The sequence below is a fragment of the Agrobacterium bohemicum genome, from assembly GCF_002896715.1.
GTDB lineage: Bacteria > Pseudomonadota > Alphaproteobacteria > Rhizobiales > Rhizobiaceae > Agrobacterium > Agrobacterium bohemicum.
The window spans coordinates 1-21,193 of record NZ_PGEL01000027.1; the positions used below are offsets into that span (position 1 = coordinate 1).

19 protein-coding genes are annotated in these 21,193 nt (G+C 57.6%); 5 read left to right on the forward strand and 14 right to left on the reverse strand.

The window, feature by feature from the left end:
• Positions 1-519, reverse strand: coding sequence for an SDR family NAD(P)-dependent oxidoreductase (locus CUC55_RS15415; RefSeq protein ID WP_082760096.1), 519 nt, complete (start codon positions 517-519; stop codon positions 1-3).
• Between the two features lie 95 nt (positions 520-614).
• Here CUC55_RS15415 and CUC55_RS15420 point away from each other — a divergent pair, with 95 nt between their 5' ends.
• Positions 615-1,523: a LysR family transcriptional regulator gene (locus tag CUC55_RS15420; RefSeq protein WP_067642527.1), complete on the forward strand. Its 909-nt coding sequence runs from the start codon at positions 615-617 to the stop codon at positions 1,521-1,523.
• Between the two features lie 6 nt (positions 1,524-1,529).
• On the opposite strand, the gene CUC55_RS15425 is transcribed toward CUC55_RS15420, so the two are convergent.
• The 3 genes from CUC55_RS15425 to CUC55_RS15435 form a co-directional block, all read right to left on the reverse strand.
• Positions 1,530-2,765 carry a L,D-transpeptidase family protein gene (locus tag CUC55_RS15425; RefSeq protein WP_103088442.1) on the reverse strand — a complete coding sequence of 412 codons (1,236 nt, stop codon included), beginning with the start codon at positions 2,763-2,765 and terminating at the stop codon, positions 1,530-1,532.
• A gap of 132 nt (positions 2,766-2,897) precedes the next feature.
• On the reverse strand, positions 2,898-4,184 hold the full coding sequence (locus CUC55_RS15430) for a DNA polymerase IV (RefSeq protein WP_103088443.1): 1,287 nt from the start codon (positions 4,182-4,184) through the stop codon (positions 2,898-2,900).
• A gap of 81 nt (positions 4,185-4,265) precedes the next feature.
• On the reverse strand, positions 4,266-4,574 hold the full coding sequence (locus tag CUC55_RS15435) for a DUF3572 domain-containing protein (protein ID WP_067642542.1): 309 nt from the start codon (positions 4,572-4,574) through the stop codon (positions 4,266-4,268).
• Between the two features lie 128 nt (positions 4,575-4,702).
• Between CUC55_RS15435 and CUC55_RS15440 the strand changes: the two genes are divergently transcribed.
• Both CUC55_RS15440 and CUC55_RS15445 read left to right on the forward strand, forming a co-directional pair.
• Positions 4,703-5,074: a response regulator gene (locus CUC55_RS15440; protein WP_067642545.1), complete on the forward strand. Its 372-nt coding sequence runs from the start codon at positions 4,703-4,705 to the stop codon at positions 5,072-5,074.
• 15 nt (positions 5,075-5,089) lie between these two features.
• A complete protein-coding gene (locus CUC55_RS15445) occupies positions 5,090-6,457 on the forward strand; it encodes a PleD family two-component system response regulator (RefSeq protein ID WP_067642548.1) in 1,368 nt (455 codons plus the stop codon).
• Positions 6,458-7,239: 782 nt separating this feature from the next.
• Here the strand turns inward: CUC55_RS15445 and rpmG are convergent.
• The 6 genes from rpmG to topA all read right to left on the reverse strand — a co-directional run bounded on the left by rpmG (position 7,240) and on the right by topA (position 14,886).
• Positions 7,240-7,407 (reverse strand): 50S ribosomal protein L33, encoded by a 168-nt coding sequence (rpmG, locus tag CUC55_RS15450; RefSeq protein WP_003496403.1) that lies wholly within the window; start codon positions 7,405-7,407, stop codon positions 7,240-7,242.
• Positions 7,408-7,496: 89 nt separating this feature from the next.
• Entirely contained in the window at positions 7,497-8,669 is a 1,173-nt protein-coding gene (locus CUC55_RS15455) for an MFS transporter (RefSeq protein ID WP_103088444.1), read from the reverse strand.
• Positions 8,670-8,678: 9 nt separating this feature from the next.
• On the reverse strand, positions 8,679-9,314 hold the full coding sequence (locus CUC55_RS15460) for an NUDIX hydrolase (protein ID WP_067642563.1): 636 nt from the start codon (positions 9,312-9,314) through the stop codon (positions 8,679-8,681).
• A 51-nt stretch (positions 9,315-9,365) separates the two neighbouring features.
• On the reverse strand, positions 9,366-9,806 hold the full coding sequence (locus CUC55_RS15465; RefSeq protein WP_103088445.1) for a DUF983 domain-containing protein: 441 nt from the start codon (positions 9,804-9,806) through the stop codon (positions 9,366-9,368).
• A gap of 20 nt (positions 9,807-9,826) precedes the next feature.
• A complete protein-coding gene (gene rnr, locus CUC55_RS15470; protein WP_103088446.1) occupies positions 9,827-12,178 on the reverse strand; it encodes a ribonuclease R in 2,352 nt (783 codons plus the stop codon).
• Complete coding sequence (gene topA, locus CUC55_RS15475; RefSeq protein WP_103088447.1) at positions 12,175-14,886, reverse strand: type I DNA topoisomerase; 2,712 nt, start codon at positions 14,884-14,886, stop codon at positions 12,175-12,177. The genes rnr and topA overlap by 4 nt, the downstream gene beginning before the upstream one ends.
• Before the next feature lie 256 nt (positions 14,887-15,142).
• Here topA and CUC55_RS23240 point away from each other — a divergent pair, with 256 nt between their 5' ends.
• Positions 15,143-15,379, forward strand: coding sequence for a hypothetical protein (locus CUC55_RS23240; protein WP_082760097.1), 237 nt, complete (start codon positions 15,143-15,145; stop codon positions 15,377-15,379).
• Here the strand turns inward: CUC55_RS23240 and dprA are convergent.
• The 4 genes from dprA to CUC55_RS15500 all read right to left on the reverse strand — a co-directional run bounded on the left by dprA (position 15,332) and on the right by CUC55_RS15500 (position 19,386).
• Positions 15,332-16,474 (reverse strand): DNA-processing protein DprA, encoded by a 1,143-nt coding sequence (gene dprA, locus CUC55_RS15485; RefSeq protein ID WP_067642572.1) that lies wholly within the window; start codon positions 16,472-16,474, stop codon positions 15,332-15,334. The two genes, CUC55_RS23240 and dprA, sit on opposite strands and share 48 nt — an antisense overlap.
• A gap of 32 nt (positions 16,475-16,506) precedes the next feature.
• Entirely contained in the window at positions 16,507-17,124 is a 618-nt protein-coding gene (plsY, locus tag CUC55_RS15490; RefSeq protein WP_170063898.1) for a glycerol-3-phosphate 1-O-acyltransferase PlsY, read from the reverse strand.
• Positions 17,125-17,155: 31 nt separating this feature from the next.
• Positions 17,156-18,448 (reverse strand): dihydroorotase, encoded by a 1,293-nt coding sequence (locus CUC55_RS15495; protein WP_103088448.1) that lies wholly within the window; start codon positions 18,446-18,448, stop codon positions 17,156-17,158.
• On the reverse strand, positions 18,445-19,386 hold the full coding sequence (locus CUC55_RS15500; RefSeq protein WP_103088449.1) for an aspartate carbamoyltransferase catalytic subunit: 942 nt from the start codon (positions 19,384-19,386) through the stop codon (positions 18,445-18,447). The genes CUC55_RS15495 and CUC55_RS15500 overlap by 4 nt, the downstream gene beginning before the upstream one ends.
• A gap of 154 nt (positions 19,387-19,540) precedes the next feature.
• On the opposite strand from CUC55_RS15500, the gene CUC55_RS15505 reads away from it, so the two are divergent.
• A complete protein-coding gene (locus CUC55_RS15505; RefSeq protein ID WP_067642585.1) occupies positions 19,541-21,193 on the forward strand; it encodes an acyl-CoA dehydrogenase family protein in 1,653 nt (550 codons plus the stop codon).

The following is a 21,193-nucleotide window of genomic DNA, read 5'->3' on the forward strand; positions in this document are numbered from 1 at the left end:
TTATAAGCAACCCGACCCTACCGGAAAACACCGATGGCTATGAAACCCAGCTACACCACGTCCTGGGACACGATCGTAAGCGCTGAAATTGGGATAGGAAATCTGACCTCCCTCGGATGAAACCTGAATGAATCGGCCTCCCCCTTGACGGCGCAGGTGTGGCAGCGCTGCGCGGATGAGGTGGATGGAGCCGGTGAGATTGGTGGCGATCTGGTGCTCGATCTGCGTGTCCGTCAACTCTTCCGCCGCACCGAAAAGACCGTAACCCGCATTGCTGACGATCACGTCTATCGTTCCAAGCGTCGCGAAGGCTTCGTCCATCGTTGTCTTGATAGCAACGGCATCCGTCAGTTCCAGCTTTTTAACGATAAGTGCGTCGCTGTATTTCCGTTGAAGATCTGCTAGCGCAGCCGTGTTTCGGGCCGTGCCGAGAACACGGTCGCCCCGTGCCAGTAGCCGCGTTGTCATATCCAGACCGAGGCCGGATGATGCGCCAGTGATGAACCAGGTTTTCGTCATGGAAGTGCTCCTTCTGTTGCACGTCCTATCTATTCAGAATTCATAGGTGTTATAAGCTATCCAATGTTGCATACGTCAGTGAAAGTTTTGCACCAATGTACCGGCCAAGCCTGAATGACCTTGCGGCGTTTGCCGCCGTTGCTGAACACCGCAGCTTTCGTAAAGCGGCAGAAAACCTTGGGCTTTCGCGCTCGGCAGTCAGCCACACGCTGATCGCACTCGAACAAAATCTCGGCATTCGTTTGCTGAACAGAACGACACGTAGTGTCTCGCTCACCAGTGCTGGAGCAGATTTGCTCGCCCGGATGAGCCCCGTTCTGGAAAATTTCGATAAGATGCTGGAGTCACTGGCCGAAGCACGCGGCGTACCCAGCGGCGTTTTGAGAATCAACGCCAACAAGGCCGCGGTGAGACTTTTGCTTACCGCCATCATTCCGAAATTTCTGGCTGCCTACCCGGAAATAGAGGTCGATCTCGTGTCCGAAGGGCGGCTTGTGGATATTGTCGAGCAGGGCTTCGATGCAGGTATCCGGCTAGGCGAGGCCGTGCCGCAGGATATGGTCGCCATCAGAATTGGTGGGGACATCCGTTTCGTGGCGGTTGCTTCGCCACACTATCTAAAGGGCCGCCCATCGCTCACCACTCCAGACGATCTTCGTCAGCACATGTGCGTTCGCCAGAGATTGCCCAGCGGAAAACGTTACCGCTGGGAGTTTGCACGCCATGGACAGGAAATTGCGGTCGATGTGCCCGGCATGTTGACGCTGGATGATAGTGATCTCATCGTCGAGGCCGCACTGGATGGTATGGGCATCGCCTATGTCCCGGAAAGTTTCGCNAAAACGTTTCTGGCATCAGGTCGACTTGTCATGGTCCTTGAAGATTGGTGTCCGCCAATCCCAGGATTGATGCTGTACTATCCGCGCAACCGCCATGTTCCAGCCCCCTTGCGCGCATTCATCGATATGCTCAAGACCTTCAATAGACGTCCTTACACGGCATGAGGTTATTCAGGACCGGTCGCGGGTGATGGTGATGAAATCTGTCCCGTCTCCGGTTTCCTGCCCGTGGCTGAGATCAGAAACAGTAATGGAGCTGCCGGTTGTCAGCGCCGCCTCCAATTGCCGTCGCACGTCCGCCGGAATCTCGATACGGTCCAGAACTGCGCTCAATTGGTCGTAGGCACCAGTTGTGTCTTCTGTCTCAATGCCAAGGCGCNTTTTTGCAGACGCCGGCAGATAGTTGTCCAGCGTCAATCCGTTCCACTGCGCCTTGCCATGCTCGCGGTCCATGTCGATAACTTCGAAGAAATGGGTGCCGAGCGCGATTTGCGGCTCCTTGATATGAATCGGCGCTTCAAGCAGCGGTTTGAAGTCCTGCCGCACCATGATCTGCCCGTTCGGTGCGGCGTCTGCGCCTGCTGACGCATAGAGAGCATCGACAAAACTGTCCGTTAGAAGCGGTCCGGTTGTCTTGAGCGATTTCCAGCGCTTGAAACCATTGATGGCGCTGACGGTCATCTCACCGGCATGACCATCCGGCACACCGGCATCGAATCCGATTGCCGTCAACAGACGCTGCACGTCCATGATCNTTTCGCGGTCGCCGCGACGGGTGATAAGGATACGCAGAGGCGATCCCTCCGCTTCGCGCACAACCTTCGGCTTGATGGCACTGGTGGTCTGGTTGACGGCGACTTCCACCAACTTCAACGACGAATCGAAATTGGCGGGGCGGAGCTCGACGTCAGACAGCATCAGGACGTCCTTGGGCTTACCGCTGGGCTGCAGGAGGTTCGGGTGGTTGATGGTCTGTAGGGTCACATCGTCATTGGAAACAATGACATGCACGCCACGCGCCGTCATGCCGTAAAGCGATGTCGCAAATTTCGCGGGCAGGCGAATACAGCCGTGCGACGCTGGATAATTCGGGACGCGCCCCTCGTGCAGTGCGATGCCGGACCATGTCAGCCGCTGCATGAACGGCATGGGCGCGGCGGAATAGATGTTGGATTCGTGATATTTCTTCTTGTCCAGAATGGAGAAAATGCCGCTCGGCGTCTCGTGTCCCGGCTTACCGGTTGAGACTTTGGACGTCGCAATCAATGCGCCATCCTCATAGAGGCTAAGCGTTTGTTCGCTCTTGGAAACGATGATCTGCATGCTGCGCGCATCGCCAGCAAGGGCCGACTGCACCAGAACGGAAGTCGAAAGGAGGCAAGCTCCCACAAACGCGCGCAACATCATGTTCACTCCAACGCAATACAAAACATGCCTCCAGAAGCGGCAGGCACGGGAGCCTTAAGGGCAAGTTTCATGACAATAGCTGGTGGGATTTAAGGAAACTTTTAAATATCGGTCACAACGCTGGTAAGGCGCTTANTTTTTTGTGCCGAATGTGTAGCCGGTTTCCACCGCTCCCTTGCCGAACTTGTCGCGCAGCTTGTCCATCGCGGCTTCCGCGGCGGCGCGGCGGCCTGCGTTTTTGTCGACAAGGTCAGGTGGGTCGGCGAGACCGGGGTCGCACAGATCCGTGACGCCGATACCGATCAGCCGGAACTTCGTGCCATCGGTTTCTTTCTCCAGAAGCGAGATGCCACTTCTGAATATTCTGTCGGCCAACTGGGTCGGGTCTTCCAGACGCTTGTTGCGGGTTCGGGATTTGAAATCGGCAGTTTTTAGCTTCAAAACCACGGTATGACCGGCAACCATGTTCTTCTTCAGCCGCCAGGCTACCTTTTCCGAAAGCGAACGCAGGATCGGCACCAGGTCTTCGTAACGAGATATATCGTTGAAGAAAGTCGTTTCGGAAGACACGCTTTTGGCGGGATCATTTGTGTGGACGTCGCGGTCGTCTATGCCCCGCGACAGCCGAAACAGGCGCTGGCCCATGGAGCCGTAGCGGCGCATCAGGTCGTTTTCCTGCATCTCCTGCAACTGTGAAATCGTGCGAATGCCATCCGCTTCCAGCGTCGCTGCAAAGGCTTTTCCCACGCCCCATATGGTCGTGACAGGGCGGGAGCCGAGAAAGGACATCGCCTCCTTCTCGCCGATGACGGAAAACCCGCGTGGCTTTTGCAGGTCGGAAGCGACCTTTGCCAGAAACTTGCAATAGGAAAGCCCGACCGAAACGGTAATGCCTATTTCCTTTTCTACGCGCCGGGCGAAGCTGGCAAGAACGCGGGCAGGTGGGTCGTGGTGCAGCCGTTCCGTCCCGGACAGGTCGAGAAATGCCTCATCGATCGAAATGGGCTGAACCAGCGGTGTCAAATCCTGCATCATGGTGCGAATTTCACGCCCCACACGAACGTATTTCTCCATGTCCGGCTTTACGACCACCGCCTGCGGACATGCCTCCAAGGCCTTGAACATCGGCATAGCGGAGCGAACGCCATGAATACGGGCGATATAACATGCGGTCGAAACAACACCTCGCTTGCCGCCCCCAATGATCACCGGCTTGTCGGCAAGCGCGGGATTGTCTCGTTTTTCGACTGAAGCATAAAACGCATCGCAATCGATATGGGCAATCGGAAGATCATAGAGTTCGTCATGGTAGACGAGGCGAGGGCTGCCACACTTGCGGCAACGCCTTAAGCCAACCGGCTGGCCAGCCAGACAGTCACGGCAGAAACCGGGATCATAGGTCGAAAGTGAAGGGGCCATGGCTCGGAAACAAAAAGCGAACGTTTCCGACCATAATATGTTATTGAATTACTCTCAATAGATCGAAGGGCAGATCTGGGGTCAATACTCGCCCGAACCTAGCCCTGGTCCGGAGAAGTGGTGCCATGCCGCGGCGACGTCTTCCGGTTTTGTGCCGGTGGCTTCGCAAAATGCCATAAGGTCCGGTTCGTGGCTCATGATGAAATCGGTGAGGCCGGCTAGAAAACCGGGGTCGTTGACGGACTGTCGCAACATGTTGGGCTGAAGACCTGTCAGGGCCAGAAAACGGCTAAGCATATCTGGCTCGCTTGCCAGCCAGCCAAGTATGGCAATTGCCGTTTCATGGCTATCTTTCGGGGTAATCCTGTTGTTTTTCGTATCGTGCAACATTTGTTTACTGAAGTTACCTATTTCTCAACCAAATCTCACTAGCGTACTGTTCTAGGGGATAATGGAATCGGTTCCCGGACACCCTATATGTCCATGAATAGGTTTCAAAGCGAAACGAGGACTGGTCCATGCCCAAACAGGTCATGATAGTTGAAGACAATGAGCTGAATATGAAGCTCTTTCGCGACCTGATCGAGGCGTCTGGCTATACCACTATCCAGACTCGTAATGGCATGGAAGCGCTGGAACTTGCGCGCAAACACCGTCCCGATCTTATCCTCATGGACATCCAGCTCCCGGAAGTGTCCGGCCTTGAAGTGACCAAGTGGCTCAAGGAAGATGACGAGCTTCATGTTATTCCCGTTATCGCGGTCACGGCGTTTGCTATGAAGGGCGATGAGGAGCGGATCCGTCAAGGCGGTTGCGAAGCCTATGTTTCCAAGCCTATTTCGGTCCCGAAATTCATTGAGACGATCAAAACTTATCTTGGCGACATGTGAAGCAGGGTTAGGCGAATGACTGCGAGAATTCTGGTCGTTGATGATATCCCGACGAATGTGAAACTGCTCGAGGCGCGGTTGTCGGCGGAATACTTCGACGTTCTTTGCGCAGACAATGGTGCCAATGCTCTGGCCATTTGCAATAGCGAGCAGGTCGATATCGTCCTGCTAGATATCATGATGCCTGATATGGATGGCTTTGAGGTGTGTGAACGCCTGAAAGCCAATCCCGCGACAGAACACATTCCCGTTGTAATGGTCACGGCGCTCGATCAGCCCGCAGACCGCGTGCGCGGATTGAAGGCTGGCGCTGACGATTTTCTGACCAAGCCCGTCAACGACCTTCAACTCATCTCCCGCGTCAAAAGTCTTGTGCGGCTGAAAACCATGAGCGACGAGTTGCGGACGCGCGCGCAGACCGCGAAAACCATCGGTGTCGGCGATCCCATCTCCGAGGACGTCCAGATCGAGCAGCCGGGTCGTGTGCTGCTGATCGATGGTCGTGCAAGTTCGCAGGAGCGAATCATTAAGGCACTGAAGCCGGTTGCCGAGGTCTTTGCGTTGACGGAGCCTAGTGAGGCCTTGTTCGAAGCCGCTGAAAACGACTATGAGATGGTCATCGTCAACTCCAACTTCGATAATTTCGACCCCCTGCGGCTCTGCTCGCAGCTTCGTTCACTGGAGCGAACGCGTTTTCTGCCTTTGCTGCTGGTCACTGAGCAGGGCGATGAAGCGATGATTGTTCGTGCGTTGGAGCTTGGCGTCAACGATTACATCGTTCGTCCTGTCGACCCGAATGAGCTGGTGGCGCGCACGCTGACGCAGATCAAACGCAAGCGGTTCAACAACAGGCTGCGTGAAAACCTCGATCAGACGATGGAACTGGCCGTCATCGACGCTCTGACCGGCCTCAACAACCGGCGATACCTCGATAATCACCTGAAGATATTGTTCAACCGCGCCGCAACGCGTGAACGGCCCTTGTCCGTCTGCCTCACCGATATAGATCGGTTCAAGCACGTCAACGATACCTACGGCCATGACGCTGGCGATGAGGTCCTGCGCGAGTTTGCGACCCGGCTGCGCTCGACCGTACGTGGTGCAGATCTCGCATGCCGTTACGGTGGTGAAGAGTTCGTCGTCGTCATGCCGGATACCCCGATGGAGATGGCTGCATCCGTCGCAGAGCGCCTGCGCTTTATCATCGAGGACAAGCCGTTCGTTCTGCGCTCCGGCCGGGAACTTCACCTGACGGCGTCTCTCGGCATTGCCACAAACACCAGTTCGATTGAAACGCCGGAGCAGTTGATGCGACAGGCAGACCGGGCGATGTACGAAGCGAAAAGCGCTGGCCGCAACCGCGTCGTCGCTTCAGCGGCATAGGCTTCTGCCGAGACTTATGTTTGCCTGACAGTTATTCACAATAATGGTGTTTATCCATAGCGTTTTGGATGACATGTTTTCGCGTGGATATCGGCAAATGTTATTCCTGAATTTTCATCACTATGTGGCGGCAGTCCTTTCTGAATCATAGAATAAATTTGCATTTTAAATCTTCGTAGGCACCGAAGATGTGCAGAANTTCGNNTTTTTTTTTAGGGTTTATCTGAGTTTTATAAAATGAATTCTTATTCCAATTACTTTTCCCAGTAATTCTACAAGTCTCTATTATGTATCTTTATGATCTGGTTGATGTCTATCTGTGTATCATCGCGGGATATTTAACCATATTTGCAGTTTTGAGACTGATTCGATTAACTGTCTATTGATTTTATTCAGGTGCTGCGCAACACTTCATCAACAAGATAACTTCTGCACTTACAGCGTGCCTTGGCAGTTGCAAGCAAGCGGAAGCGGTGTTCTTCGGGTAATGTCTTTCCGTCTTGGAAAGCAACCTGTTTGAATACCCCATGGTGCTCAGGTCCGCCGCATCTCCTGGGTCTTGGGGCTGGTCGATCGGCGACGCATTGAACGGTTCCTCGTACTGTCAGTGCTGTCCCGGTCGACCCACTTTCTAGTTTCCCGCTCAATTCGTATTGAACATCCCGACCTCGTTCTACAGGAGGCGTTCTTGACGTTGCATTTCCAACGCGCCCCGGCACATGGAATACAAACAAAAAACGCGCCTCGAAGGGCGCGNTTTTTTGCATGCTATGCGAAGGAAATTACTTGATCTTCGTTTCCTTGAATTCAACGTGCTTGCGTACGACTGGATCGTACTTCGTCTTTGTCATCTTGTCCGTGAACGTACGGCTGTTCTTGGTGGTGACGTAGAAAGTGCCGGTGTCGGCTGTCGACAGCAGCTTGATCTTGATTGTTGTAGCTTTCGCCATAGTCGTCCTGCCTTTAACAAATAGTGAGTCCGCGGCCCTGTTGGACCCCGGCTAAATCTGGCGCGAAACTACGGATCGCGCCCGAAAAGTCAAGTCTGTTTTGATCCGAAAACCGAACGGCCTATGGAAAGAACCACGTAAAGAGCGAAAAACGTCGCCAAAGCCCATGCAAAACCATCTGTTCCGGCAACATCCATGGAAATGCCGACAGTTTGCGGGCCCGCTATGGTGCCGATGGCATAGCAGAAGATGAATGCAGCATTGGCCGCCACAAGGTCTGAGCCTGTCAGGCGGGAACCCAGATNGGTCAGGCCCACCGTGTACATTCCAGATACGCAGCCGCCCCACAGCAGCAGCATCGAGGACAGCAGGATCCAGTTATCCACCAGCAAAGGCAGCGCAAGCGTGCCGATGACGCCTGTCAGCGCCATCAGCCCCAAGAGTATGCGCCTGTCCTTGATACGGTCGGAGAGCATGCCGATGGGGATCTGGAACGCCATGTTGCCAATGGCCATCACAGTCAGCAGCAGAGCAGCCTGCGATTCGCTGAAACCTTCCCGTGTTGCATAGACGGGAAACAGTGAAAGCCCGCCAGCCTGAACCGAGCCGTAGACAAAGGCAGCTGCAGACGCCATGGGCACCAGCCAGATGTAGCGAACGAAATGGTGGTTCGGCTTTTCGTCGAGGTCCGGGCTTTCATGGCGCGCCAGATAGATCGGGATTGCGGCCAGCAAGATGATTGCGGAACCGACGAGGAACGGGGTTATTCCATCACTGCCGAGCGCGGAGAACAGCAACGGCCCGCCGGCAAAGCCCACGGCCATGCCGGTGGCATACATGCCCAGCACAAAGCCGCGCCGTTTGGGTGGCGCTGCTGCGTTGATCCAGAACTCCGAGAGGATGAACAGCATCGTCGTTGCGCCATGAAAGACGATTCGCAGCGGAAACCACATCCAGAATGCATCTGCGAAATAAAACCCCAGCGCACTGAAGGCAGATATGACGACAGCCGTCATCATGGTACGGGCCACGCCGAACTCATGCGCGAGCCGACTGGTCACCGGAGCCGCCATCATCGCTGCTACGCCTGCCATGGCGGTGTTGAGACCAATCATCGTGGATGAGATGCCGCGCTTTTCGAGAATGATGCTCAGAAGCGGCAGTCCTAGTCCGATGGCGATGCCAACGGCACTGATGGCGGATATGGCGGCAATAAGCGATGGCCAGTGAATATCGTCGGCGTCGCATTTGGGATGTGACATGGAGACCTTTTATAAAAAGCCACGAATAAATATGCCGCGACGCTCGAAATATTGTCGCACCGGGCTTTCGAATTGTAACGAATGATCACCTATCATGAACTTTGTGACATCTTCGAGAACCATGCGCGTAATCGGCGCCATGTTCAGACTGGTATTGTCATAAATGTCAAGCCATTGCAGGTCCAGCAGCTCTTCCGAATCGCTGATAGCAGAGGGATCGACGCCAACTTCATCGGTAAAGCAACAGAAGAAGCGCGTATCGTAACGTCTTATTCTGCCGGGCGGAGTGATGGCGCGTGCGACGAAACGCAGCCGCGACAGGTCGGGCGACTGCGGCTCGCCTGCTATATTGCCGAAGCGCAGGCCCGTTTCTTCATGCAACTCGCGAATGGAAGCCAGTGCCAGTGCCCGCGCGCCTGACACCGTCAATGGCCGGGAGGCGGCGCGGATCAGCCTTTCGCAGACGGCTGGATGCAGATCGCCGCTATAGGGCAGGGCATAGTCACGGGCATCCCGCCGCCCGCCGGGAAACACGAACACGTCAGGCATGAAGATATGCGCACTACTGCGCTTGCCGACCAGCACGCGTATGCCGTCCTTCGACCTGTCGAGAAGAAGAATGGAGGCTGCATCTTTCGGACGCATATAGGGGCAGGTCTTAGGTAATGGTTCGGGATGCACAGGTGCCGCGCCAGATCAATGTGACGAACCGTCGATCTGCTTTTTCTCCGGCTCATTGCTGAAGCCGTGCANTTTCAAGGCCCATTGAAGGCCGATGACGCCGCCTTTGATCGGCTGGATCGTCAGCAGCGCGACGAGAACCGTGATCGGCACCCAGATGGCGAAGTGGACCCACATCGGCACCAGAAACACCGTATCCGTCATCATGAAGCCGCCGACGGCAACGTGGCCGAGAATCATGATCGAGATATAAGGCGGCAGATCGTCGGATCGCTGATGGTGCATGTCTTCACCGCAGGACGCGCAGTCATCGACAGGCTTCAACCAGGCGCGAAACAGACGACCCTCTCCGCATGCCGGGCAACGGCTCAGCATGCCGCGCATGATGGAGCGGCCCAGCGGACGGTCTTCCGGTGTGCCACCATACTGTACTGTCTGCGTCTCGGTCGTCGTCATGCGCTTGTCCTCTGGACTGGTTATCTGCGTCTGCGTGGTGGCCTCGTGCCGGGTGTCGGGCCGCTGGTGCGGCGCGTCGTCTTGTGGAAGGAACGTGTCGCCGCAGGCAGTTTCTTGCCATCGCTCAACATTTCAAACCGCAAGGCACCGGCAAGCGGCACGGCCTCAGCAAGGCGAACCTGAACCGTATCGCCCAGCTGATAGCCAAGTCCGGTCTTTTCACCCGTCAGAGCCTGATGCGCCTCGTCATAGATGTAATAGTCCGTACCCAGCGTAGATATAGGAACAAAGCCGTCAGCACCAAACTGCGGAAGCGCGACAAATAGTCCCGCCTTGGTGACACCGCCGACCCGACCTTCGAATTCCTCACCCACGCGTTTGGAAAGGTGGTGCGCAATCAGCCGGTTGACCGTGTCGCGCTCGGCCGCCATGGCGCGCCGCTCGAAAGTCGAGATTTCGGCAGCGACATCGGCAAGCGTTGCCTCTTCCTGCGGCGTGATGCCGCCTTCGCCCATGCCTAGCGAACCCACCAGCGCACGGTGCACGATAAGGTCGGCATAACGGCGAATCGGCGAGGTGAAATGCGCATATTTCATCAGGTTCAGGCCGAAATGGCCGATATTGTCGGGGCTGTAGATCGCCTGGCTCTGCGAACGCAGCACCATTTCGTTGACCATGATCTGGTGCGGCGTATCGACTGCACGCGCCAGAATGCCGTTGAAGGAATTGGCGCGAACCTGCCCGCCCTTGACCAGCGAAAAACCGATGGTGGTCAGGAACTCGCGCAGCACTTCCTGCTTGGCAATCGTCGGCGCATCATGAACGCGGTAGACCAGACGCTGCTTTTTCACTTCCAGCGTTTCGGCGGCGCAGACATTGGCCTGGATCATCATCTCTTCGATCAGCTTGTGCGCGTCGAGACGTTCAGGAACATGCACCCGGTCGACGGTGCCATCCGCTTTCAGAATGATCTTGCGCTCCGGCATATCCAGCTCAAGCGGCTGGCGGCGGTCACGACCGATCTTCATCACCTCATAGGCATGCCATAGGGGACGCAGGATGGGCTCCAGCATCGGGCCGGTCTTGTCATCCGGGTTGCCGTCAATCGCGGCCTGGGCCTGCTGGTAGGAGAGCTTGGCCGCGCTCTTCATCATGATGCGGTGGAAGGTGTGGCTGGCCTTGCGGCCTTCCTTGGAAAACACCATGCGCACAGCAAGGGCAGGGCGGTCCACGCCTTCCTTCAGCGAGCAGAGATCGTTCGAGATACGCTCCGGCAGCATCGGTACGACGCGGTCGGGGAAATAGACCGAGTTGCCGCGCTTCAAGGCTTCCCGGTCCAGCGGTGAGCCGGAACGGATGTAATAGGAGACATCGGCAATCGCCACGGTGACGATCACGCCATCCGGGTTGTCGGGCGAGGGGTCCAGCTCCGCATAGACAGCGTCGTCATGGTCCTTAGCATCGGCAGGGTCGATGGTGATGAGCGGCAGTTTGCGCCAGTCTTCACGGTGCGCCATCGTTGCGGGCTTGGCGGCATCAGCAGCAGCCAGTACGTCGGATGGGAAGATATGCGGAATGCCGTGGGCATGAATGGCGATCATCGAGATCGCNTTTTCGGATGCCACGGAACCGACGACGGAGAGAACCTTGGCGCGCGGCAGACCGTAACGGCCGCTGTTGCGCGAGGTTTCCACCTCCACCAGATCGCCGTCCTTGGCATCGCCGACGCCATCGGGATCGATCACCATCTCATCGCCGCGACGCTCGATCGGCATCAGACGGCCACCGCCACCCGGCGTTTCCTTGAACACGCCCAGCGATCCGCCCTGACGTCTGTCGATCAGCTTGATGATCCGCGCGGTATAGGCNGGGCCACCCACTTCCTTGGACGGGAATATCTTTGCCAGAACACGGTCGCCAAGTCCGCCCACCGGGGCTTTGCCCTTCTGGCGGTCGGCAGAAGACTGGCGAATGATGACGGCGGGAGCGGCCCCGTTTTCTTCCGGCCATTCGGCAGGCCGACCAATCAGACCGCCATCCTTGTCACGGGTGGTGATGTCGAGAACCGTCACGGGCGGCAACCCACCTGGCTTCATCAGGGACTTGCGGCTCTTGTGCACCATACCATCGGTCTCAAGCTCCTTCAAAAGAGCTTTGAGCACGATGCGCGTTTCACCCTTCAGCCCGAAGGCCTTGGCGATTTCACGCTTGGAGGCCTGATCTGGATGCTCGGCAATGAATTTCAGCAGCACGTCGCGCGGGGGAACCTCGCCGTGGATGATGCCTGCAGATTCGAGAACTTTTTTCCCGCGACCGGTGCGGCCGAAGCCATCGCCCGCCGAGCCGGATGTCTTACGCGGTGCCTTGCTCAAGATTCTGCCTTCTTCGCTTTTGGTGCTGCCTTTGGTTTGGCCGCTGTTTTGGGCTTTGCAGCCGCTTTTGGTTTCGCTGCCGCCTTGGGCTTGGCCTTGGTCTCGCCATCGGCGCTGGCAGCCTTGGTGGCCTTCTTCGGCGCTGCCGCCTTCTTGGCTTTCACCGGCTTGCCATTGCTGCCCGTGCCGGTCTTGGCAATGCGCTCGGCAATCAGCACCAGCGCTTCGTCCAGCGTCACGGTGTCAGGTGCCTGCGCTTTGGGAATGGTCGCATTGACCTTGCCCCAGTTGACGTAAGGCCCATACTTGCCATCCCGAACGGTAATCGCGCCGCCATCGGGGTGGTCGCCCAGTTCTTTCAGTGCCGCAGGCGTGGACGAACGTCCACGGCCCGGCGACGCCTTCTTTTCGGCGATCACCGTTACGGCGCGGTTGAGGCCGATGGAGAACACGTCCTCGATGCTTTCGAGATTGGCGTAGCCGCCATCATGCAGCAGGAACGGTCCATAACGACCAAGTCCCGCCGAAATCATCTTGCCCGATTCCGGGTGCTTGCCGATATCGCGTGGCAGGTTGATGAGCGCCAGCGCCTTCTCGTGGTCGATGTCGTCAGGTGCCCAGCCCTTCGGCAGCGACGAACGCTTGGCTTCCTTGCCATCGCCACGCTGAATGTAAGGTCCGAAACGACCGGACCGCAGTGTCAGCTCTTCGCCGGTGTGCGGGTCCGCGCCCAGCGCCTTCGGCTCGTTGACGGCGGCAGCATCGGCTTCCGCGCCATCCGAGTTCAACTGGCGGGTGAAATTGCACTCGGGATAGTTCGAGCAGCCGACGAAAGCGCCATATTTGCCGAGCTTCAGCGACAGATTGCCCGTGCCGCAGACCTGGCAAATGCGTGGATCGGAGCCGTCTTCGCGGGTCGGGAACACCAGCGGTGCCAGAACCTCGTTCAGCGCATCCAGCACGTTGGTCACGCGCAGTTCCTTGGTGTCCTCGATCTGGGCGAAGAAGTCCTTCCAGAAATCACGAAGAACCTGCTTCCAATCCAGTTCGCCTGCCGAGATCCGGTCGAGCTTTTCTTCCAGATCGGCAGTGAAGTCGTATTCCACATATTTCGTGNAAAAGCTTTCGAGGAAGGCCGTCACCAGCCGTCCACGCGAATGCGGCACCAGCTTGCGCTTGTCGACGATGATATATTCACGGTCGCTCAGCGTCTTCAGTGTCGCAGCATAGGTGGAGGGGCGGCCGATGCCGAGTTCTTCCATCTTCTTGATCAGCGACGCTTCCGAGTAGCGCGGTGGCGGCTCGGTAAAGTGCTGGCTGGCATTGATCTTCTGCTTGGCGAGGCCTTCGCGCGCATTGATCTGCGGCAGACGACCATCGTCGTCACCGTCGTCGCTTTGCTCGCCGTCTTCCTTCTGGTCGGTATAGGCGGCAATGAAGCCGTCGAACCGGATGACCGAACCCACTGCGCGAAGGCCAGCCGTCTCGCCCTTGTTGTCGGCCAGAATCTCGACCGTGGTCCGCTCTATTTCAGCAGACGCCATCTGGCTGGCGATACCGCGCTTCCAGACCAGTTCGTAAAGACGCAACTGGTCTGCATCGAGGTACTTTTTCACTTGATCGGGCGTGCGGCTGAAGTCGGTCGGGCGAATGGCTTCGTGCGCTTCCTGAGCGTTCTTGGCCTTGGTGGAATAGATACGCGCCTTTTCCGGCACATAACGGGCGCCGAACTGTTCGCCGATTGCGCTGCGTGCGGCATCAATGGCTTCGGGTGCCATCTGCACACCATCGGTACGCATATAGGTGATGAGACCAACGGTTTCGCCGCCGATGTCGATACCTTCATAAAGCCGCTGCGCAACCTGCATGGTGCGCGAGGCGGAAAAGCCCATGCGCGACGATGCGGCCTGCTGGAGCGTCGATGTCGTGAACGGAGGGCCGGGGTTGCGCTTGACGGGTTTGGCCTCGACCGTATCCACGGTGTAGGTCGCACCTTCCAGCAACGTCTTCAGGCGGCTGGCGTCATCGCCTGTCTTGACCGATCTGGCCTGCAGGCGCTTGCCATCGGCAGACACCAGCTTTGCCTCGAAGTCGTCGCCACGCGGCGTCTTCAACAGCGCCGAGATGTTCCAGTATTCCTCGGAAACGAAACGTTCTATTTCCGATTCCCTATCGCAGACAAGGCGTAGCGACACGGACTGAACACGGCCAGCCGAACGCGCACCTGGCAGCTTGCGCCACAGAACCGGAGAGAGATTGAAGCCGACGAGATAATCCAGCGCACGGCGGGCGAGATAGGCATCCACAAGCGGGATATCAATGTCACGCGGATCGGCCATCGCGTCCAGCACGGCCTTCTTGGTGATGGCGTTGAAGACCACGCGCTTGACCGGCTTGTCGCCGATCACCTTCTTCNTTTTCAACAGATCGAGAACGTGCCAGGAAATCGCTTCCCCTTCGCGATCCGGGTCGGTCGCGAGAAACAATCCGTCGGAGGCCTTCACAGCGTCGGCAATTTCCTTCATGCGCTTTTGCGAAGCCGGATCGACCTCCCAGAGCATTTCGAAATCCTGATCGGGAAGCACCGAGCCATCNTTTGCGGGAAGATCGCGAACGTGGCCAAACGATGCGAGCACCTTATAGCCTGGGCCAAGATACTTGTTGATCGTCTTGGCTTTTGCCGGAGATTCTACGACGACGACATTCATATTTTCTTCTTTCGGAACTTGCCCGTTAACATGCCTTGCCGCTTTTGAACCGCAACAACGCTACCTTTATTTCGACATGGACAGGTAATGCGCTTGGGTCAAGAGGCAAGGGGCGTTTTTCTGCCATTACAACACGATGCAACTTTTTGGGGATTTAATTCTCGATTGCAATTAAAGATAAACAAGTTATGGTTGCTCTAGTTGAGTGACGCTCNTTTTCATAACGTCGCTTTCCCCTGGTTTAATCGAGGTCAATATGGTCGTTAGCGCACAAAACAGCAGCCAGAGCAGGCAGGAGCAGACATCGGAAAATCTCGCTTATATAAGGCAGATGCTTGCTGAGCTGCGCGCAGTTGGCGAGCGAGAGGGCGCCGACATGTTATGTTACCTCATAGAAATGGCTTATATTGAGGCGGGAGACATTCAGTCGGGTCGGCGAGAACTTTCAGTCGGCCATGACAAGCGAAACACGACCCGCGGAATGCCGATTTAGCCGCCCGGCGATATCGAGTTCCAGCAACACCAGATAGACGGTGGATGCTGGCAAGCCCGTATGGCGAATAATGTCATCCGTCTCCACGGGTGATGGTCCAAGCGCCGACGCGATGATGCTGCGGTCGTCGTCACCCGGTGGTGATATGTCGATATCCTCGGAGCTTTCATTCGCCACATGCTGAATGGGCAGCATCGGCTCCATCAGAGGCCGCAACGCATCCAGTATGTCGGCAGCTTCCGTCACCAGCATCGCGCCGTCCTTGATCAGCCGGTTCGTGCCATGACAACGAGCATCCAGCGGAGAGCCGGGAACGGCAAAAACCAGACGCCCGAATTCACCCGCAAGCCTTGCGGTAATCAACGAGCCTGATCTGTCAGCGGCTTCCACGATCAGCACACCCATGGAAACGCCCGCAATCAGCCGGTTGCGACGGGGAAAATCCCGCGCACGCGGCTCCCAGCCAAATGGCATTTCACTGATACTGGTGCCGTCATTGCCATAGATTTCATCCAGCAGCCGCAGGTTTTCCGGAGGGTAGGGCTTATCCAACCCCCCTGCCAGCATCGCCACCGTACCCGTGGAAAGGCTCGCGGCGTGAGCGGCGGCGTCGATACCCCGCGCAAGACCGGACGCTATGGTATATCCGGCCTGTCCGCATTGGCGCGCCAGCATGGCCGCAAACTTCGAACCATTGATGGAGGAATTGCGGGAGCCGACGATGCCTATGGATGGCCTAATGGCGGTGCGGCCCGAACCCTTCATGGAAATAATCGGCGGTGCGCCGTCTATTTCACGTAGTGCCGGTGGATAGTCAGGCTCTCCAATACCGACGAAACGGGCGCCGAATTTTTCCGCAGCTTCGATTTCCCGTTCGGCTTCGGATATAGTCGCAATGCGCGGACTGCGTGCCGAACCGCCCCGGCGGGACAGGTCGGGCAGGGCGTCCAGCGCTTTTTCAGCGCTGCCAAAATGATTGATGAGTTCGCGAAAGGTGACGGGGCCGATATTGTCGCTGCGGATCAGCCGCAACCATGCAATGCGTTGCCGGTCGGTCAGCGCAATGCCGCGTTTTGTATCGCCATCGTGCGGCATCTCTCANCCCCATCAGGGCGAGACGTATTGCCTCAGCCCTTTTTACCGATCTTGCTTTCAGTCCCCGCCAGCAACCGCTTGATGTTTTCCCGGTGCATGTACCAGGAGATAACGCTGAGCAGCGTCACCAGCAGAGCCGTCTTCTCCGGTCCTAATATCCACAATGCAACCGGAATGACAAGCATTGCAACCAAGGCGGACAATGAGGAATATTTCGTGATGAAGGCAGTTGCGATCCAGATCACGACAAACGCCAGCATCATGATTGGCGCGACACCCAGCAACACGCCAATGTAGACCGCAACACCCTTGCCACCCTTGAAGCCCAGCCAGACAGGGAAAAGGTGCCCGAGAAACGCAAAGAAACCGGCAACCAACGACGCCTCATAACCCCACAGCGCATTGGCAATCAGCACTGCTGCCGTACCCTTCAGCGCATCCAGCAACAACGTCGCAGCCGCCAGCTTCTTGTTGCCGGTGCGCAAAACATTGGTTGCGCCGATGTTGCCGGAGCCGATATTGCGAACATCCCCCAGCCCAGCTGCCCGGGTCAGGATCAACCCGAACNGGATCGATCCCAGCAAATAGCCAATCACGGCAGCAAGGGCGAGAAGCGCAGGCGCAGTCTGCCAGTCAGTCAATGCGTTCATTCCGATGTCCCCTCGATCTATCCTGTCGTTCTTATTGTATGGAATGAACCAGCTTGCCCGCAACATAGGTCGCAACCGTGCGGCCGGTAAAGCGGGCGTCTTCGAATGGCGTATTCTTGGATCTCGATACCAGATTTTTCTCGGACACCAGCCATGGCTCGTCGAGGTCGATCAGCGTGATATCGGCCTTTGCACCCGGTTTCAGCGTCCCGGCATCCAGTCCGAAGATTTGGGCGGGGCGGGTGGAGAGGGCGTCGATCAGGCGCATCAGCGGCACATGGTCGCTGTGATAAAGACGCAGCGCTGCCGACAGCATGGTCTCAAGCCCGACGGCACCGCTTGCCGCGTCCGAGAACGGCAGACGCTTGGTGTCCACATCCTGCGGGTCATGCGAGGATACGATGATATCGATCGTGCCGTCCTTCAGCGCTTCTACCATNGACATGCGGTCGTCTTCAGATCGCAGCGGGGGCGAAAGCTTGAAGAAGGTGCGGTACTCGCCGATATCGTTTTCGTTCAGCGTCAGATGGTTGATGGAAACGCCGCAGGTTGCTTTCACGCCTCTGTCCTTGGCTGCCTTGATCGCGTCGGCTGATTCCCTAACGGAAATCTTGGCGGCGTGGTAGCTGGCACGGGTCAGGGCAGCGATGCGAAGGTCGCGCTCCAGCGGAATGATTTCGGCTTCTTTTGGAATGCCCGACAGGCCGAGCCAGCTGGCAAGCAGCCCTTCATTCATATCGCCATGGCCGATATACTGGTCGCGGGTTTCCAGCGAAATCACCGCTCCCAGCTCGCGGGCATAGGTCATGGCGCGGCGCAGCACGGCTGTGTCGGACAAGGCTTTGCGACCATTGGTGAAGGCGACGGCGCCTGCTTCTTTCAGCATGCCGAATTCGGTCATCTCGTCGCCGCGCAGACCTTTGGTCAGCGCCGCTGCCGGGTAGACATTGACCAGCGCCTTGTCGCGCGCGGTCTTCTTCACGAATTCTACTAGCGCGATATCATCGATGACNGGGTCGGTATCCGGCATCACGATCATGCTGGTGACCCCGCCGGCGGCAGCCGCGCGTGATGCGGATTCAATTGTTTCGCGGTGTTCGGCACCGGGTTCGCCGACGAAAACGCGGGCGTCGACCAGACCAGGCGTTGCGATCAGCCCCTTGGCATCACGCACGACAGCACCTTCAGGCGCGNCCTGATTCTGCGCATCCTTGCCAGCAGCCAGGATTTTACCATCGGTATCGATGATAACAGTGCCGATCTCATCCAGGTTGCGGGATGGATCGATGATGCGGACATTTTTGAGAACGGTTGCGGTGCTCATACGCGCTCTCCCTGGTTCTGCGAAAGAAGAAGGGTTTCCATAACGGCCATACGCACGGCAACCCCCATTTCCACCTGGCTTTCGATCACGCTCTGCGGACCGTCTGCCACTTCGGAGGCAATTTCGACGCCGCGGTTCATCGGGCCGGGGTGCATGACCATGGCATTTTCCTTGGCGGCCTTCAGCTTTTCAGCGTCGAGACCGTAATAATGGAAATATTCACGCACCGACGGCACGAAGGAGCCGGACATGCGCTCGCGCTGCAAACGCAGCATCATCACCACATCGGCACCTTTCAGACCCTCTTTCATGTCGTGGTACACTTCCACGCTCATATCAGCGATGCCCGCTGGCAGCAGTGTCGGTGGGGCAACGACGCGCACCCGCGCACCCATCTGGTTCAACAGAATGATGTTGGAACGCGCAACACGCGAATGCAGCACGTCACCGCAGATCGCGACGGTAATGCCCGAAAGCCTGCCGATCGTGCGGCGGATCGTCAGTGCGTCGAGCAGCGCCTGTGTCGGGTGCTCGTGTTGTCCATCACCGGCATTGACCACCGAGCAGGCGACCTTTTGTGCCAGAAGGGCAGCGGNCCCTGCCGACGAGTGGCGCACCACCAGCACATCGGGGCGCATGGCGTTCAACGTCATGGCCGTGTCGATCAGCGTCTCGCCNTTTTTGACGGATGAATTGCCGACCGACATATTCATCACGTCGGCACCGAGGCGTTTACCGGCCAGTTCGAACGACGATTGCGTGCGGGTAGAGGCCTCGNAAAAGAGATTGATCTGTGTCAGCCCGCGAAGGGTCGAGGTTTTCTTCTCGCGCTGGCGGCTGATCTGCACCGCCTCATCGGCCTTGTCGAGAAGAGTGGTGATATCCTCGTGGGATAGCCCCTTTATGCCCAGAAGGTGGCGGTGGGGAAAATAGACCATGGGAACTGTCCTCCGGGTCGCAATAGGGCCTGTCGCCGCGCTACGCGCTTTAGTCCACGGGTCTATAAAGACAGGTGGCTTTGTCGGCAAGCATGCGATAAGCCGGGGCCACCTAATACATGCAATAAAATGCGAATCCCGATATAGCCACGCGATGACGAATATGAACCGGACCGAAGAACAGCTTGCCGATTTGAACCAGCCCAACCTCTGGTCCGGCATCAATGCCTATCGCTCAGACCCGTTGATCGTGGATTTGACCTCGGGTCTTTCGCGCACCCTGCGCGACGAATTCGACCAGATCGGACGCTATGTGACCTCTGCGGAAGCGCAGGAACTGGCCCGCATGGCCAATGTCAGCGCGCCGAAGCTGCACACTCACGGCCCTCGCGGCGAGCGGCTGGACCAGGTGGAGTTTCATCCGGCATGGCACGCGCTGATGCGCCGTTCCATGTCTTCGGGCCTGCACAGCAGCGCTTGGGAAAATACACCCGAGACACGCGGCAACGAGCACAAGGCCCGCGCCACGAAATTTTATCTCACCGCGCAGCTCGAGGCAGGCCATCTCTGCCCGCTGACCATGACCCATGCCTCCGTTGCCGCCTTTATGGGCTCGCCGCGTGTGCAGAAGGAGTGGGCGCCGAAAATCCTGTCGCGCAAATATGATTCGTCGCAGAAGCCTGCCATGCAGAAGACGGCCGTCACCATCGGCATGGGCATGACGGAAAAGCAGGGCGGCACGGATGTGCGCGCCAACCGCACGACGGCAGAGCGCGTGGGTGAGGGCATCTATCGCCTGTCCGGCCACAAATGGTTCCTGTCTGCACCCATGAGCGACGGTTTCGTCATGCTGGCGCAGATGGGCGATGGCATGGGCTGCTTCCTCGTGCCGCGTTTTCTGGAAGACGGTTCGGCCAACGGCCTGCATTTCCAGCGACTGAAGGACAAGCTCGGCAATCGCTCCAATGCCTCTGCCGAAGTCGAATTCACCGATGCCTTCGGCTACCTGCTGGGCGAACCCGGTGCCGGTATCCGCACCATTCTCGATATGGTGACATTGACGCGGCTGGATTGCGCGCTTGGCTCTGCGGGCATGATGCGCGCCTCTCTGGCGGAAGCTGTGCATTTCGCCCGTGGCCGCAATGTCTTCGGCAAGCCGCTGGTCAGCCAGCCGGTGATGACGCGGGTGCTTGGCGACATGGCGCTGGATGTGGCGGCGGCAACGGCGCTTTCGTTCAGGTTGGCATCCGCGTTCGACGCAGCGAGAAACAATCCAGCAGAAGCGGCCTATGCCCGCGTCATGACGCCGATTGTCAAATACTGGTGCTGCAAGATCGCGCCTGCCTTGATCTATGAGGCCATGGAAAGCCTTGGTGGTAACGGTTACGTCGAGGACCGCCCCATTGCCCGCCATTACCGTGAAGCCCCGGTCAATGCCATCTGGGAAGGTTCCGGCAACGTCATGGCGCTGGATGTCTTGCGCGTTCTCCAGCGCGGCAGGGATCTGTTCGATCTCGTCTTTGAGACGCTTGAACGCGATCTCGGCCCGTCCGGTAAGAAAACCACCGAGGTCCTGCGTGCCGCGATCGCTCTGTGCGAACGTGACGAAGGTGCTGCCCGCCTGCTGGTAGAACAATTCGCTCTCGCCGCCGCCGCCGCAGAACTCTGCCGCATAGGGGCCGGTCGTATCGCCGATGCCTTCCTCGAGACACGCCTGGCTGGCGGCTGGCGCCACACCTACGGCATGCTGGACAGCCGGTTTGATCCGACGTATATTATTGATCTGTTGTATCCGCCTGCTGCTTAA